At 59.8% G+C, this 15,225-nt stretch carries 15 protein-coding genes; all 15 read left to right on the forward strand.

What is annotated here, in order from left to right; all coding sequences use genetic code 11:
- The first annotated feature begins 4 nt into the window (after positions 1-4).
- Positions 5-301 carry a flagellar protein FliT gene (locus ACIOZM_RS04475; protein WP_401209741.1) on the forward strand — a complete coding sequence of 99 codons (297 nt, stop codon included), beginning with the start codon at positions 5-7 and terminating at the stop codon, positions 299-301.
- Positions 302-473: 172 nt separating this feature from the next.
- Positions 474-1,949 carry a sigma-54 dependent transcriptional regulator gene (locus ACIOZM_RS04480; RefSeq protein ID WP_401209738.1) on the forward strand — a complete coding sequence of 492 codons (1,476 nt, stop codon included), beginning with the start codon at positions 474-476 and terminating at the stop codon, positions 1,947-1,949.
- Positions 1,950-2,059: 110 nt separating this feature from the next.
- Positions 2,060-3,271, forward strand: a complete 1,212-nt coding sequence (locus ACIOZM_RS04485) for a sensor histidine kinase (protein WP_401209736.1) — start codon at positions 2,060-2,062, stop codon at positions 3,269-3,271.
- A gap of 5 nt (positions 3,272-3,276) precedes the next feature.
- On the forward strand, positions 3,277-4,668 hold the full coding sequence (locus ACIOZM_RS04490) for a sigma-54-dependent transcriptional regulator (RefSeq protein WP_401209917.1): 1,392 nt from the start codon (positions 3,277-3,279) through the stop codon (positions 4,666-4,668).
- 175 nt (positions 4,669-4,843) lie between these two features.
- On the forward strand, positions 4,844-5,125 hold the full coding sequence (fliE, locus tag ACIOZM_RS04495) for a flagellar hook-basal body complex protein FliE (RefSeq protein WP_401209915.1): 282 nt from the start codon (positions 4,844-4,846) through the stop codon (positions 5,123-5,125).
- A gap of 15 nt (positions 5,126-5,140) precedes the next feature.
- The gene (gene fliF / locus ACIOZM_RS04500; RefSeq protein ID WP_401209733.1) at positions 5,141-6,928 is read left to right on the forward strand and encodes a flagellar basal-body MS-ring/collar protein FliF; all 1,788 of its coding nucleotides are present in this window, start codon (positions 5,141-5,143) and stop codon (positions 6,926-6,928) included.
- Positions 6,921-7,940 carry a flagellar motor switch protein FliG gene (gene fliG, locus ACIOZM_RS04505; protein WP_007920042.1) on the forward strand — a complete coding sequence of 340 codons (1,020 nt, stop codon included), beginning with the start codon at positions 6,921-6,923 and terminating at the stop codon, positions 7,938-7,940. Before fliF ends, fliG begins: the two co-directional genes overlap by 8 nt.
- A 4-nt stretch (positions 7,941-7,944) precedes the next feature.
- On the forward strand, positions 7,945-8,751 hold the full coding sequence (gene fliH / locus ACIOZM_RS04510) for a flagellar assembly protein FliH (RefSeq protein WP_401209730.1): 807 nt from the start codon (positions 7,945-7,947) through the stop codon (positions 8,749-8,751).
- Positions 8,741-10,099, forward strand: coding sequence for a flagellar protein export ATPase FliI (fliI, locus tag ACIOZM_RS04515; RefSeq protein WP_401209727.1), 1,359 nt, complete (start codon positions 8,741-8,743; stop codon positions 10,097-10,099). Before fliH ends, fliI begins: the two co-directional genes overlap by 11 nt.
- A gap of 6 nt (positions 10,100-10,105) precedes the next feature.
- The gene (gene fliJ / locus ACIOZM_RS04520; protein WP_401209724.1) at positions 10,106-10,555 is read left to right on the forward strand and encodes a flagellar export protein FliJ; all 450 of its coding nucleotides are present in this window, start codon (positions 10,106-10,108) and stop codon (positions 10,553-10,555) included.
- Between the two features lie 158 nt (positions 10,556-10,713).
- Positions 10,714-11,019 carry an STAS domain-containing protein gene (locus tag ACIOZM_RS04525; protein WP_401209721.1) on the forward strand — a complete coding sequence of 102 codons (306 nt, stop codon included), beginning with the start codon at positions 10,714-10,716 and terminating at the stop codon, positions 11,017-11,019.
- 5 nt (positions 11,020-11,024) lie between these two features.
- Entirely contained in the window at positions 11,025-12,728 is a 1,704-nt protein-coding gene (locus tag ACIOZM_RS04530; protein WP_401209718.1) for a SpoIIE family protein phosphatase, read from the forward strand.
- Positions 12,729-12,758: 30 nt separating this feature from the next.
- Positions 12,759-13,106 (forward strand): Hpt domain-containing protein, encoded by a 348-nt coding sequence (locus ACIOZM_RS04535; RefSeq protein WP_401209716.1) that lies wholly within the window; start codon positions 12,759-12,761, stop codon positions 13,104-13,106.
- A 105-nt stretch (positions 13,107-13,211) separates the two neighbouring features.
- Positions 13,212-14,576, forward strand: coding sequence for a flagellar hook-length control protein FliK (locus tag ACIOZM_RS04540; protein ID WP_401209714.1), 1,365 nt, complete (start codon positions 13,212-13,214; stop codon positions 14,574-14,576).
- Between the two features lie 209 nt (positions 14,577-14,785).
- The coding region (locus ACIOZM_RS04545) for a flagellar basal body-associated protein FliL (protein WP_401209711.1) at positions 14,786-15,225 on the forward strand (440 nt) is incomplete at its 3' end.

Raw genomic sequence — 15,225 nt, forward strand, 5'->3', positions numbered from 1 at the left:
CACCATGAGTCTTGTACTGCAGCGAATAGCCGATACCCGTGAAGCGTTGGCCAGTGCCTTGGCGGAGCGTAATTGGGAGGTAGTAGGCGAGCTGGATCTGGCTTGTCGTTCCTGCATGGAAGACGTCATGGCGGAAGCCACGCTTGACGAGGTCGCGTTGCGCGCAAGTCTTGAGGAGTTGCTGCACGTCTACAAGCAACTGCTTGAGGCGGCCATGGGGGAGCGTCAGGCGATAGCCAACGAGATGTCGCAGATCACCAATGCGCAGAAAGCGGCAAAGGTTTACCATCTGTTTGGTTAATTAATCCCCGGTTAATCCAGAGATGTGCGCCATAAATTTGACTGTGCACGGTTTTTTGACTTAACTAGTGGCTGTTTTCAGATTTCAGGCGTCTACAGGCACATAGTGTCCTGCAAGCGTCTCGCTTGCCCCATTTTTCGGGCATTGAGTTGACTAGGGAAGTTGCTATTGCATGTGGCGTGAAACCAAAATTCTGCTGATCGATGACGATAGCGTCCGCCGCCGCGACTTGGCGGTGATCTTGAATTTTCTCGGCGAAGAAAATTTACCCTGCGGCAGCCATGACTGGCAGCAGGCTGTCGGCTCTTTGTCATCAAGTCGTGAAGTCATTTGCGTGCTGATCGGGACGGTCAATGCTCCGGGTGCGCTATTGGGCTTGTTAAAGACACTCTCAACCTGGGATGAGTTCCTTCCGGTTTTGTTGATGGGCGATAATTCTTCCGTCGACTTGCCTGAAGACCAGCGCCGCCGAGTGCTTTCGACCCTCGAAATGCCGCCCAGCTACAGCAAATTGCTCGACTCCCTGCACCGCGCCCAGGTCTATCGCGAAATGTACGATCAGGCCCGCGAACGCGGCCGTCATCGCGAACCCAACCTTTTCCGCAGTCTCGTCGGCACCAGCCGAGCGATCCAGCACGTGCGCCAGATGATGCAGCAAGTGGCCGACACCGACGCCAGCGTGCTGATCCTCGGCGAGTCCGGCACTGGCAAGGAAGTGGTTGCGCGCAACCTGCATTACCATTCCAAGCGCCGCGACGCGCCGTTCGTGCCGGTTAACTGCGGGGCGATCCCGGCAGAGCTGCTGGAAAGCGAATTGTTCGGTCACGAGAAGGGTGCCTTCACCGGCGCAATCACCAGCCGTGCCGGGCGTTTCGAACTGGCCAACGGCGGTACGCTGTTCCTCGACGAAATCGGCGACATGCCACTGCCGATGCAGGTCAAGTTGCTGCGCGTGTTGCAGGAGCGCACCTTCGAGCGCGTGGGCAGCAACAAGACCCAGAGTGTCGACGTGCGCATCATCGCTGCGACGCACAAGAATCTTGAAAGCATGATCGAGATCGGTACCTTCCGCGAAGATCTCTACTATCGCCTGAACGTGTTCCCGATCGAGATGGCGCCGCTGCGTGAGCGCGTCGAAGACATCCCGCTACTGATGAACGAGCTGATCTCGCGCATGGAGCACGAGAAACGCGGTTCGATCCGTTTCAACTCGGCGGCGATCATGTCGCTGTGCCGCCACGCCTGGCCGGGCAACGTCCGCGAGCTGGCCAACCTGGTGGAGCGCATGGCGATCATGCATCCGTACGGGGTGATCGGCGTGGTCGAATTGCCGAAGAAATTCCGCTACGTCGACGACGAAGACGAGCAACTGGTTGACAGCCTGCGCAGCGATCTTGAAGAACGGGTGGCGATCAATGGCCACACCCCGGACTTCACCGCCAACGCCATGTTGCCGCCGGAAGGCCTGGACTTGAAGGACTACCTCGGTGGTCTGGAGCAGGGGCTGATTCAGCAGGCGCTCGATGATGCCAATGGGATTGTTGCGCGTGCCGCTGAACGTCTGCGCATTCGTCGCACCACACTGGTCGAGAAGATGCGCAAATACGGCATGAGCCGGCGTGAAGGTGATGAACAGGCGGATGATTGACGCCTGTTTTTCAACTCATTCATTTATAAGCAGTTTTTTTTAGGCACGGGTATTGCTACATCCCTCGCAACGTTCCGTTTCACTGACGGTCAGCCAAGCGAGAGAGCACAATGCCCCAAGCCTCCCAGATGTCTTCTGCCTCCAGTCCCGAGGGGCAACCTTCGTCCGTAGAGCAGGCAAGCCGTCAGGGTCTTGAGCAGGCGTTTGCGCTGTTCAATCAGATGTCGAGCCAGTTGACTGACTCCTACAGCATGCTTGAGGCCCGGGTCACTGAGCTCAAGGGCGAACTCGCCGTAGTCAGTGCCCAGCGCATGCAGGAACTGGCCGAAAAAGAACGCCTGGCCAACCGTCTGCAGAACCTCCTCGACCTGTTGCCTGGTGGCGTCATCGTGATCGACGGTCACGGCATCGTCCGCGAAGCCAACCCGGCTGCCTGCGAGCTGCTCGGTCTGCCGCTGGAAGGTGAGTTGTGGCGCCATGTAATTGCCCGCTGCTTCGCCCCGCGTGAAGACGATGGCCACGAAGTGTCCCTGACCACTGGTCGACGCCTGTCGATTGCCACTCGCTCACTGGACGCCGAGCCGGGGCAACTGGTGTTGCTCAACGACTTGACTGAAACCCGACATCTGCAAGATCAACTGGCGCGCCACGAGCGCTTGTCGTCGCTGGGGCGCATGGTGGCCTCGCTGGCTCACCAGATTCGTACGCCGCTGTCCGCTGCGCTGCTGTACGCCAGTCATTTGACTGAGCAGGAATTGCCGGTCGCCACCCAGCAGCGTTTTGCCGGTCGGCTCAAGGAGCGCCTGCACGAACTGGAACATCAAGTCCGCGACATGCTGGTGTTTGCCCGTGGCGAGCTGCCGCTGACCGACCGCATCACCCCGAATGCCTTGATGCAGTCGCTGCAAGCGGCTGCGTTGACTCATGTGCAGGATCTGCCAATTCGCTGGCAGTGCGACAGCCATGCCGGCGAGTTGCTGTGCAACCGCGACACGCTGGTCGGGGCAATTCTGAATCTGATCGAAAACGCGATTCAGGCCAGCAACGCTGATGTGCGCCTGAAAGTACATTGCTACACCCGCGACAACAGCCTGCGGTTGTGTGTCAGCGACAGCGGCGGCGGTATTGATCCGGTCGTGCTCACGCGGCTCGGCGATCCATTTTTCACCACCAAAGTCACCGGTACCGGCCTTGGCCTGACCGTGGTCAAAGCCGTGGCCCGGGCACATCAGGGAGAATTGCAGCTGCGCTCGCGAGTCGGGCGCGGTACGTGCGCGCAGGTCATCCTGCCGCTGTTTTCTGCTGTACAGGGAGCTGAGTGAAAGACATGGGCATCAAGGTTTTGCTGGTCGAGGATGACCGCTCGTTGCGCGAAGCGCTGGCCGACACGTTGCTGCTGGCCGGTCACGATTTCCGTGCCGTTGGTTCGGCGGAAGAGGCGTTGACGGCGGTCGAGCGCGAAGCGTTCAGTCTGGTGGTCAGTGACGTCAACATGCCAGGCATGGATGGCCACCAATTGCTCGCGCTGCTGCGCTCGCGACAGCCGCAATTGCCGGTGTTGCTGATGACTGCGCATGGCGCGGTCGAGCGTGCTGTCGATGCGATGCGCCAGGGCGCCGCCGATTATCTGGTCAAGCCATTCGAACCCAAGGCCTTGCTGGATCTGGTGGCGCGCCATGCGCTTGGCAGCATCAGTGCCAGTGACAGCGAAGGCCCGATAGCGGTCGAGCCTGCCAGTGCGCAGTTGCTTGAGCTGGCGGCGCGGGTTGCGCGCAGCGATTCCACGGTATTGATCTCCGGCGAGTCCGGCACCGGTAAAGAAGTGCTGGCACGTTACATCCACCAGCAATCGCACCGTTCCAGCCAGCCGTTCATTGCGATCAACTGCGCGGCAATCCCCGACAACATGCTTGAAGCGACGCTTTTCGGTCACGAGAAGGGTTCGTTCACCGGCGCTATCGCGGCGCAGGCAGGCAAGTTCGAACAGGCGGATGGCGGCACTATTCTGCTCGACGAAATCTCTGAAATGCCTCTCGGCCTGCAAGCCAAACTGCTGCGCGTGTTGCAGGAGCGTGAAGTTGAGCGCGTGGGTGCGCGCAAGCCGATCACCCTGGACATTCGCGTAGTCGCCACCACCAACCGTGATCTGGCGGGAGAAGTGGCGGCGGGGCGCTTCCGTGAAGATCTTTTTTACCGACTGTCGGTTTTTCCGCTCGCATGGCGTCCACTTCGCGAACGCACTGCCGATATCCTGCCGTTGGCTGAGCGGTTGCTGGCCAAACACGTCAATAAAATGAAGCACGCGGCGGCGAAGCTTTCGCCTGACGCACAACAGTGCCTGACGAATTATCCGTGGCCGGGCAATGTGCGTGAGCTGGATAACGCGATTCAGCGCGCATTGATCTTGCAGCAGGGCGGTTTGATCCAGCCGCAGGATTTCTGTCTGACCGGTGCGGTGACCTTTACCGCTGCGCCTGTCGCTGCACCGGTGCAGCCACTGGTGCGTGAGGTCGAAGTCGAGGCCGAATCCGCCGGGGCGCTGGGCGATGACCTGCGCCGCCGCGAGTTCCAGATGATCATCGACACCCTGCGCACCGAGCGCGGGCGACGCAAGGAGGCAGCGGAAAAGCTCGGCATCAGCCCGCGGACCTTGCGCTACAAACTGGCGCAGATGCGGGACGCCGGAATGGACGTCGAAGGTTATCTGTTCGCCACCTGATTCACCGCGCCAAAGTTTGCAAACGCTTTTCTGAAAGGCTGCCCGATAGCTGGCACCCTTGTTGCTAACACCTGTGTACCCGCCGAGTGAGTGTCAAAAAATTGCGGGCCGCCCAAGAGAGTAGATCATGAGCCAAGGTATTGAATTCAATCGGTTGATCATGGATATGAACGCCATGAAAATAGACGCCATGTCTGCGCCGAAATCGACCGCCGTCGTGCCTGAAATGGCCGGCAGCAGCTTTTCCGACATGCTCGGTCAGGCCATCAACAAAGTCAGCGATACCCAACAGGCGTCGACTCAATTGGCCAACGCATTTGAAATCGGTAAAAGCGGCGTCGATCTGACTGACGTGATGATTTCCTCTCAGAAAGCCAGTGTTTCGTTCCAGGCATTGACCCAGGTGCGTAACAAGCTGGTTCAGGCGTATCAAGACATCATGCAGATGCCGGTTTAAGGACGAGATTGAGTCATGGCAGAAGCAGTCGCCGATAACGTTCCGGCCAAGGCCACCCCGATAGACGGCAAACCGCCGCTCTTCGGCCTGTCCTTCCTGGAAAACCTCTCCGAGATGACCATGCTGCGTCAGGTGGGCCTGTTGGTCGGCCTTGCTGCGAGCGTGGCGATTGGCTTTGCCGTGGTGTTGTGGTCACAGCAACCGGACTACCGGCCTCTGTACGGCAGCCTTGCCGGTATGGACGCCAAGCAGGTCATGGAAACCCTGGCCGCCGCCGATATCCCTTACAACGTCGAACCGAATTCCGGCGCCTTGCTGGTCAAGGCCGATGACCTGTCCCGTGCGCGGATGAAACTCGCTGCTGCTGGTGTCACTCCCAGCGACGGCAACATCGGTTTCGAAATCCTCGACAAGGAACAGGGTCTGGGCACCAGTCAGTTCATGGAAGCGACGCGTTATCGTCGCGGCCTCGAAGGTGAACTGGCGCGGACCATTTCCAGCCTGAACAACGTCAAGGGTGCCCGCGTGCATCTGGCGATTCCGAAAAGCTCGGTGTTCGTCCGTGACGAACGCAAGCCAAGCGCTTCGGTGCTGGTCGAGTTGTATTCCGGTCGTTCGCTGGAGCCAGGTCAGGTGATTGCCATCATCAACCTGGTGGCCACTTCCGTTCCCGAACTGAGCAAATCGCAGATCACCGTCGTCGACCAGAAGGGCACGCTGCTCTCTGATCAGGCGGAAAACTCCGAAATGACCATGGCCGGCAAGCAGTTCGATTACAGCCGCCGCATGGAAAGCATGCTCACCCAGCGTGTACACAACATTCTGCAACCGGTATTGGGCAACGATCGCTACAAGGCGGAAGTGTCGGCCGATATCGATTTCAACGCCGTCGAGTCCACCGCCGAGCAGTTCAACCCGGATCAACCGGCGTTGCGCAGCGAGCAGTCGGTCAATGAACAACGTACCGCCAGCAATGGCCCGCAAGGTGTGCCGGGTGCCCTGAGCAACCAGCCGCCAGCGCCAGCCTCGGCACCGCAGACCACCGCGGGTGCCGCAGCACCTGCCGGGATGATTCAGCCAGGTCAGCCACTGGTTGATGCCAACGGTCAGCAGATCATGGACCCGGCCACCGGCCAGCCAATGCTCGCGCCGTACCCGGCAGACAAGCGTCAACAATCCACCAAGAACTTCGAGCTCGACCGTTCCATCAGCCACACCAAACAGCAGCAGGGTCGCCTGAATCGTCTGTCGGTGTCGGTCGTGGTCGATGATCAGGTCAAGGTCAACGCAGCCAACGGTGAAACCACCCGCGCCCCGTGGAGCGCCGACGAATTGGCGCGCTTCACCCGTCTGGTGCAGGACGCCGTCGGTTTCGACGCCAGCCGTGGCGACAGCGTCAGCGTAATCAACATGCCGTTCTCCGCCGAGCGCGGAGAAGTGATCGCCGATATTCCGTTTTATTCCACTCCGTGGTTCTGGGACATCGTCAAACAAGTGCTGGGTGTGTTGTTCATCCTGGTGCTGGTGTTCGGCGTGTTGCGTCCGGTGCTCAACAACATCACCGGCGGCGGTAAAGGTAAGGAACTCGCCGGGCTCGGCAGCGATGTCGAACTCGGTGGCATGGGCGGCCTGGATGGCGAGTTGGGTAACGACCGTGTAAGTCTCGGTGGTCCGCAGAGCATTCTGCTGCCAAGCCCGAGCGAGGGTTATGACGCTCAATTGAACGCAATCAAGAGCCTGGTGGCCGAAGATCCGGGTCGCGTGGCCCAGGTCGTGAAAGAGTGGATTAACGCAGATGAGTGATAACCGAGCCGCTACCGTCAAACTCAACAAGGTCGACAAAGCCGCGATTCTGCTGCTGTCCCTTGGTTCGACCGACGCTGCGCAAGTGCTGCGCCACATGGGCCCGAAAGAGGTCCAGCGTGTCGGCGTGGCCATGGCGCAGATGGGCAATGTCCATCGCGAGCAGGTCGAGCAGGTCATGAGTGAATTCGTCGACATCGTCGGCGACCAGACCAGTCTGGGCGTCGGTTCCGACGACTACGTGCGCAAAATGCTCACCCAGGCACTGGGCGAAGACAAGGCCAACGGCCTGATCGACCGCATCCTGCTCGGTGGCAACACCAGCGGCCTCGACAGCCTGAAATGGATGGAGCCGCGCGCCGTTGCCGACGTGATCCGCTACGAACACCCGCAGATTCAGGCGATCGTGGTGGCGTACCTCGATCCGGATCAGGCCGGTGAAGTGCTCGGTAACTTCGACCACAAGGTGCGTCTGGACATCATCCTGCGTGTCTCGTCGTTGAACACCGTGCAGCCAGCCGCGCTGAAAGAGCTGAACCAGATTCTCGAGAAGCAGTTCTCCGGCAACTCGAATGCCTCGCGCACCACCCTGGGTGGCATCAAGCGTGCGGCGGACATCATGAACTTCCTCGACAGTTCGATCGAAGGCCAGCTCATGGATTCGATTCGCGAAGTCGACGAAGACCTGTCCGGTCAGATCGAAGACCTCATGTTCGTGTTCAACAACCTGGCCGATGTCGACGACCGCGGAATCCAGGCGCTGTTGCGCGAAGTGTCTTCCGACGTGCTGGTACTGGCCCTCAAGGGTTCGGACGAAGGCGTCAAAGAGAAGATCTTCAAGAACATGTCCAAACGTGCCGCCGAACTGTTGCGCGACGACCTCGAGGCCAAAGGCCCGGTACGCGTCAGCGACGTCGAAACTGCGCAGAAGGAAATCCTCACCATCGCCCGCCGTATGGCCGAAGCCGGAGAAATCGTGCTCGGTGGCAAGGGTGGCGAGGAAATGATCTAAGCCCATGGACAAGCATGACGAGTCTGTGACAGATCTGATCCGCGCCCGGGATGTCCGTGGCTTCGATACCTGGACAATGCCCAGCTTCGATCCGCCGAAACCTGAACCCGAGCCGGAGCCCGAACCCGAGCCGCCGGAGATGGAGGAAGTGCCGCTGGAGGAAGTCCAGCCACTGACTCTGGAAGAACTCGAAAGCATCCGTCAGGAGGCTTACAACGAGGGTTTCGGCATTGGCGAGAAAGAAGGTTTTCACAGCGCCACGCTCAAGGTGCGTCAGGAAGCGGAAGTCGCTCTGACGGCGAAAATCGCCAGCCTTGAGCAGTTGATGAGCAACCTGTTCGAGCCTATCGCCGAGCAGGACACGCAAATCGAAAAATCGCTGGTCGACCTCGTGCAACACATCACCAAACAAGTGATCAAGCGCGAACTGGCCATCGATTCGAGCCAGATCGAACACGTCATGCGCGACGCGCTCAAGCTGTTGCCGCTGGGCGTGGAAAACGTGCGCCTGTACGTCAATCCGCAGGACTTCGAACAAGCCAAAGCCTTGCGCGAACGCCATGAAGAAACCTGGCGCATCGTCGAGGACGAGGCCCTGTTGCCGGGCGGTTGCCGGGTTGAAACCGAGCATAGCCGCATCGATGCGAGTATTGAATCGCGCGTCAGTCAGGTCATGGCCAAGCTGTTCGACCAGTTGCACGAACAGGCCTTGCATCCAGCCGCGCCGGATCTGACCCTCGACCTGCCGGAAACGCCGAAGCCTGAACCCATCGCTGAAGAGCCGCTCGCGGACGCCCCCGATGCGCCTTGAACGCACCAGTTTCGCCAAGCGTCTCGGTAAATATGCCGAGGCCGTCGAGATTGCCGGGGCGCCGATTCTTGAAGGCCGCCTGCTGCGCATGGTCGGCCTGACACTCGAAGCCGAAGGCCTGCGCGCCGCCATGGGCACGCGCTGCATGGTGATCAATGACGACAGCTATCACCCGTCGCAGGTTGAAGCGGAAGTCATGGGTTTCTCCGGCAGCAAAGTCTTTCTGATGCCGGTCGGCAGCGTCGCCGGCATCGCGCCCGGCGCCCGTGTAGTGCCGCTGGCCGATACTGGTCGTTTGCCGATGGGCATGAGCATGCTCGGTCGTGTCCTTGACGGTGCCGGTCGTGCGCTGGACGGCAAGGGCGGGATGAAAGCCGAAGACTGGGTGCCGATGGACGGCCCGACGATCAACCCGCTCAACCGTGACCCGATCAGCGAACCGCTGGACGTGGGCATCCGTTGCATCAACGGTTTGTTGACGGTCGGCCGGGGTCAGCGTCTTGGTCTGTTCGCCGGTACAGGTGTCGGTAAATCGGTACTGCTGGGCATGATGACCCGCTTCACCGAGGCCGACATCATCGTCGTTGGCCTGATCGGTGAGCGGGGTCGAGAGGTCAAGGAATTCATCGAGCACATCCTCGGTGAAGAAGGCCTCAAGCGTTCGGTGGTGGTTGCATCCCCAGCCGACGACGCGCCACTGATGCGTCTGCGCGCTGCGATGTACTGCACGCGGATCGCCGAGTATTTCCGCGACAAGGGCAAAAACGTTCTGTTGCTGATGGATTCGCTGACCCGTTTCGCCCAGGCGCAGCGGGAAATCGCCTTGGCCATTGGTGAGCCACCGGCCACCAAAGGCTACCCGCCGTCGGTGTTCGCCAAGTTGCCAAAACTGGTGGAGCGCGCCGGTAATGCGGAGAAGGGCGGTGGTTCGATCACTGCGTTCTACACCGTATTGTCCGAAGGCGATGACCAGCAGGACCCGATTGCCGACTCGGCGCGAGGCGTGCTCGACGGGCACATCGTGCTGTCCCGGCGTCTGGCCGAGGAAGGGCATTATCCGGCCATCGATATCGAAGCCTCGATCAGCCGGGTGATGCCGGCGGTGGTCTCGCCGGAACACATGCAACGCGCCCAGTATTTCAAGCAGTTGTGGTCGCGCTATCAACAGAGTCGAGACTTGATCAGCGTCGGCGCTTACGTCGCCGGCGGCGACCGCGAGACGGACTTGGCGATTTCCCTGCAAGCGCAACTGGTTCGATACCAGCGTCAGGGTCTGAACGACAAAATCAACATGGGCGAAAGCCAGGCCTATCTGGAAACCCTGTTAGCCCCTGTGACGGGCGGGTAAGCGCTCATGGCTGTCAGCCGAGCCGCGCGTCTGGCGCCGGTGGTGGACATGGCCGAAAAGGCCGAGAAAACCGCCGTGCAGCGTCTGGGATACTTTCAGGGCCATGTGAAAGTGGCTGAAAGCAAACTCGCCGACCTTGATGCCTTTCGTCTGGATTATCAGGAACAGTGGGTCATGCGCGGCCGCGACGGCGTGTCCGGGCAATGGCTGTTGGGTTATCACGGTTTTCTTGCACAACTCGACACGGCAATCGATCAGCAGCGTCAAAGCCTGGCCTGGCACCAGAAGAATCTGGATAACGCCCGCGATGCCTGGCAGCAGGCGTTCGCCAAGGTCGAAGGTTTGCGCAAACTGGTGCAGCGCTACCGCGAAGAGGCACAACGCCTCGAAGACAAGCGCGAGCAGAAGTTGCTGGATGAGTTGTCGCAGCGATTACCCCGCCACGATCCTTTCTAAAAAAAGATCAAAAGATCGCAGCCTTCGGCAGCTCCTACGGGTAATCGGTGTAGGAGCTGCCGAAGGCTGCGATCTTTTGATCTTGCCCTGCGCCTTGCCCCAACCCATCCCAGATGCTAAACCTTGTACAAGTTCGTCAATGACAAGGAAGCCAGTCAATGTCAGTCGTTACAGAAGTCTCTCCGGATGGGAAAAAGCTAATCATCTCGGTCAAGGGGCGTTTTGATTTCGGTAAGCATCAAGAATTCCGCAACTCCTATGAGAGGGTTGACCCCGAGCCGAACTCTTATGAGCTGGATCTGAAAGAGACCACTTACCTCGACAGCTCTGCGCTAGGCATGCTGCTTCTTCTGCGCGATCACGCTGGCGGTGATAAATCTGATATTCGTGTTGTAAACAGCAGCTCGGACGTACGAAAGATCCTCGCCATCTCCAACTTCGACAAGCTTTTCGACATCAGTTGACGGCCATGCAGGCGCAAGAGCCGCTAACGATCCTGATCGCCGAAGACAGCGCTGCCGACCGCTTGCTGCTCTCGACCATCGTCCGCCGTCAGGGCCATGAAGTGCTGACGGCGGCCAACGGTGCCGAAGCGGTCGAGGTTTTCGCCCGGCAGCAACCGCATCTGGTGTTGATGGACGCGATGATGCCGGTGATGGACGGCTTCGAAGCGGCGCGACAGATCAAGGCACTGGCGGGGGAAACCCTGGTGCCGATCATCTTCCTCACCTCGCTCACCGAAAGCGAAGCGCTGGCCCGCTGTCTGGACGCTGGTGGTGACGACTTTCTGGCGAAACCCTACAACCAGGTGATCCTCGCCGCCAAAATCAAGGCGATGGATCGTTTGCGGCGCTTGCAGGCGACAGTCCTGCAGCAGCGCGATCTGATCGCCAAACATCACGATTACCTGCTCAACGAACAACGCGTGGCCAAAGCGGTGTTCGACAAGGTCGCGCACTCGGGTTGCCTGAGCGCGCCGAACATTCGCTATCTGCAATCGCCTTACGCACTGTTCAACGGCGACTTGTTGCTGGCAGCGTATACCCCGGCGGGCGACATGCATGTGTTGCTCGGCGATTTCACCGGTCACGGTCTGCCGGCAGCGGTTGGCGCGATGCCACTGGCCGAAGTGTTCTATGGCATGACCGCCAAAGGCTATGGCCTGGCGGAAACGCTGCGGGAAATGAACGCCAAGCTCAAACGCATCCTGCCGGTGGACATGTTCTGCTGCGCGACGCTGCTGTGTCTGAGTTTTCAACGTCGCTCGGTAGAGGTGTGGAACGGCGGCATGCCGGATGGCTATCTGCATCGGGTCGAGACCGGTGAGCGGGTGCCGCTGCCGGCGCGGCATTTACCGTTGGGCGTACTCAGTCCGCAGGCGTTCGATGACCGTACCGAAGTGCAGACCATGGCCGTCGGTGACCGGGTGTTCCTGTTGTCCGACGGGGTGATCGATACCACTGATGCTGAAGAGCGTTTGTTCGGCGTCGAGCGTTTGCAGCAACTGTTTGCCGCCAACCGTCAGCCGGACGACCTGTTTGTCGAGATTGAGCGAGCCCTGGAGGAATTTCGCGGTGAGCCGCGTGACGATGTGAGCATGGTCGAAGTCAGCCTGCTCGACGCGACGCAGATCACGCCGTCGCCGCCGGTGTATTCCGACAGCGGCCAATCGTCGCCACTGGACTGGTCGGTGAGCTTTGAATACAGAGGCGCAACCCTCAAGCGCTTCAATCCGCTGCCTTACCTGCTGCAATTGCTGCAAGAGGTTCACGGACTGCGCGCGCAAAGCGGCGCCTTGTACAGCGTGCTCGCCGAGTTGTATTCCAATGCGCTGGAGCATGGAGTGCTGGGTCTGGATTCAAGTCTCAAGCGTGATGCTTCAGGGTTCGCGCGTTACTACGAACAGCGCAATTCGCGGCTGGAGGCTCTGCAGGATGGTTACGTGCGCGTGCATCTGGACGTTAAACCGCGAGAAAAGGGTGGTTGCCTGATCATTCGGGTCGAGGACAGCGGCAAGGGTTTTGATGTGTCGCGAGTGATGAATCGACCGCTTGAGGATGTCCGTCTGTCGGGACGTGGTGTGAGTCTGGTCCGGCAATTAGGGCGTAACGCCTCTTGGTCCGACGATGGTCGCAGTGCTCGCGTGGAGTTTTTTTGGGAGATTGAGGCATAATCCGCGAATTCTTGATCAAGGAGTGAGCAAGTGAGAGACATTCATGTGGATCACGAGGCACTGGGCGCATTGCGCGAAGTGATGGAAGACGGTTATCCGGATTTGTTGGATACCTTCCTGGCGGATTCTGAAATTCGTCTGCAAGAGCTGCAAAAAACCGCCGATGCCAAAGTTCTGTCCGAAGTTGCGCATAGCCTCAAGGGCAGCGCCAGCAACATGGGGGCGATTCGCCTGACCGAACTGTGTCAGGAGCTGGAGTCGTACGCCAAAGATAAAAGCCCCGCGGAAATCGTCAAACTGGTCGCTGATATCAGCAGCGAGTTTGATCAGGTACGTCCCGTCTATGAAGATGAGCGACAGCACGCGCTCATTCACTAAGTCAGCCGCCCGGCGCTTTTCGCAAGCGTCGGGCAAAACTGGCCCGGCACTTGCAGTCATCTCGCTCAACTGTACCTACGATCCCAGTGCAGCGGAGACCGTGTAATGCCTGCGACCCCCAACATTTTTCTTCAGACCGCCGCCCAGGCCAAGGCTCAAGCCGCCTCGGCCAAAGCGCCGGCAATGGCCGCAGAGCCTGTAGACAAAGCCTCAAGCTTCGCCAAGGTGTTCGCCGATCAAGGTCCGAACAAGCCTTCGGCTGTTGCTGATAACCAGGCGAAATCGACATCCGCCAAGGTCGCTGACAACAGCGGCAAGAAGGACGTCGGCAAGGATCAGTCTGCCGCTGCGCAGACGACGGTTGCCGATAGCGGCAATGCCTTGCCCGCCGACCCGTCGGCAACGTCTGCCACTGATGACAAGACCGCTGACGACGATTCGACGGATACCACGCAAACACCAGTGGCCGACGCTACGGTAACTGACCCGGTGCTCGATCCGGCACTGGCGCAGGTGGTGCAGCCAGCGGTTGCCGCACCTGTGGTGCCAGCTCCGGTTGTCGAAGCGGCGCAGCCTAAAGTCGAAACCCCGGCAGTAGCCGTGTTGCCAGCAGTCAAAGACCCGGCAGCGACAACCGACAGCGATTTCGATCCGGCGTCCGATCCGCTCGACGCATTGCCGGCACTGCGCATGGCGATGGAGCAGGGCGGGCATATCTCCGCTTCCAGCCAGGCTCAACCCAAGGCCGCACCGGCTCAGACTCAGGCTGACGGTGAATTGACCTCGGCGCAGACCTTTGCCGCCGGCATGGCCAGCATGCTCGACGTGCAGGCCGACAAGGACAGCACCAGTCAAGGCGACAAGGCCTTCAGTGGTTTGATCGACGATGGCCTGAAAGACCTGAAAACCGCCACCAGCGATACCCGGGTCGATGACTTCGCCAACCGTCTGGCGGCGCTGACTCAGGCGGCAACGCCGAAAACCGCCAACGCGGTGCCGGTGAATCAGCCGATCGCCATGCATCAGAGCGGTTGGACTGAGGAAGTGGTCAACCGCGTCATGTACCTGTCGAGCGCCAATCTGAAGGCGGCGGACATTCAGTTGCAGCCTGCCGAACTGGGGCGTCTGGATATCCGCGTCAACATGGTCCCGGACCAGCAGACCCAAGTGACGTTCATGAGCGCGCATCCAAGTGTGCGTGAAGCGCTCGATGGGCAGATGCATCGTCTGCGCGAGATGTTCAACCAGCAGGGCATGGGCCAGGTGGACGTCAACGTCTCCGACCAGAGCCGTGGCTGGCAGGGTCAGCAAGGTCAGGAGCAGGCGCAGCAGGGCCAGAGTGGCCGGACCAGCGCTGCCGGTGGTCGTCTGGATTCGGCCGATGAAGAACTGGCTGCGGCCAGCATCGCCGAAGCAGCTGCGCAAACCACCAGCGTGATCGGCTCCAGCGCCGTCGACTACTACGCCTGATACAACGCATAAACCTGTGGGAGCCAGCCTGCTGGCGATGAGGCCATGGCAGTCAATATCTCTGTTGACTGGTATATCGCCATCGCCAGCAGGCTGGCTCCCACAGTGGTTTCGTGGTGCTCTCCAATACGCTCCGACACTTCTGGCATAACACTTGCTCTTGCCTTGCCGTGCGACTGTGAAAACCCGAATAGTGACGGATTATTGGCATGGCGAAGAGCGAAGCAGCAGCTGTAAAAGACCCCGCAACCAAAGGCAAACTCAAGCTGATCATTGTGATCGTGCTCGCGTTGCTGTTGGCCATTGGTGCATCCGTGGGGGCGACCTGGTTCTTCATGCACAGTGCCCAGAGCAAGCCTGCCGCTGCAGCCGAGACCGCTCCGGTCGGCAAGCAGCCAGCGATCTTCGAGCCCATGGCGCCGGCGTTTGTCGCCAACTACAACCAGAACGGCCGTCAGCGCTACATGCAGGTGAGCATCACCATGCTGGCGCGTAATCAGGCCGATCTGGAAGCGCTCAAAGTGCACATGCCGGTGATCCGCAACAACCTGGTGATGCTCTTCTCCGGTCAGGACTTCGCCACATTGGCGACGCCGGTCGGTCAGGAGATGTTGCGCCAGAAGGCCACGGCCAGCGTCCAGGAAGTGGC

It is taken from the genome of Pseudomonas sp. NPDC087346 (assembly GCF_044744235.1).
Taxonomy (GTDB): Bacteria; Pseudomonadota; Gammaproteobacteria; order Pseudomonadales; family Pseudomonadaceae; genus Aquipseudomonas.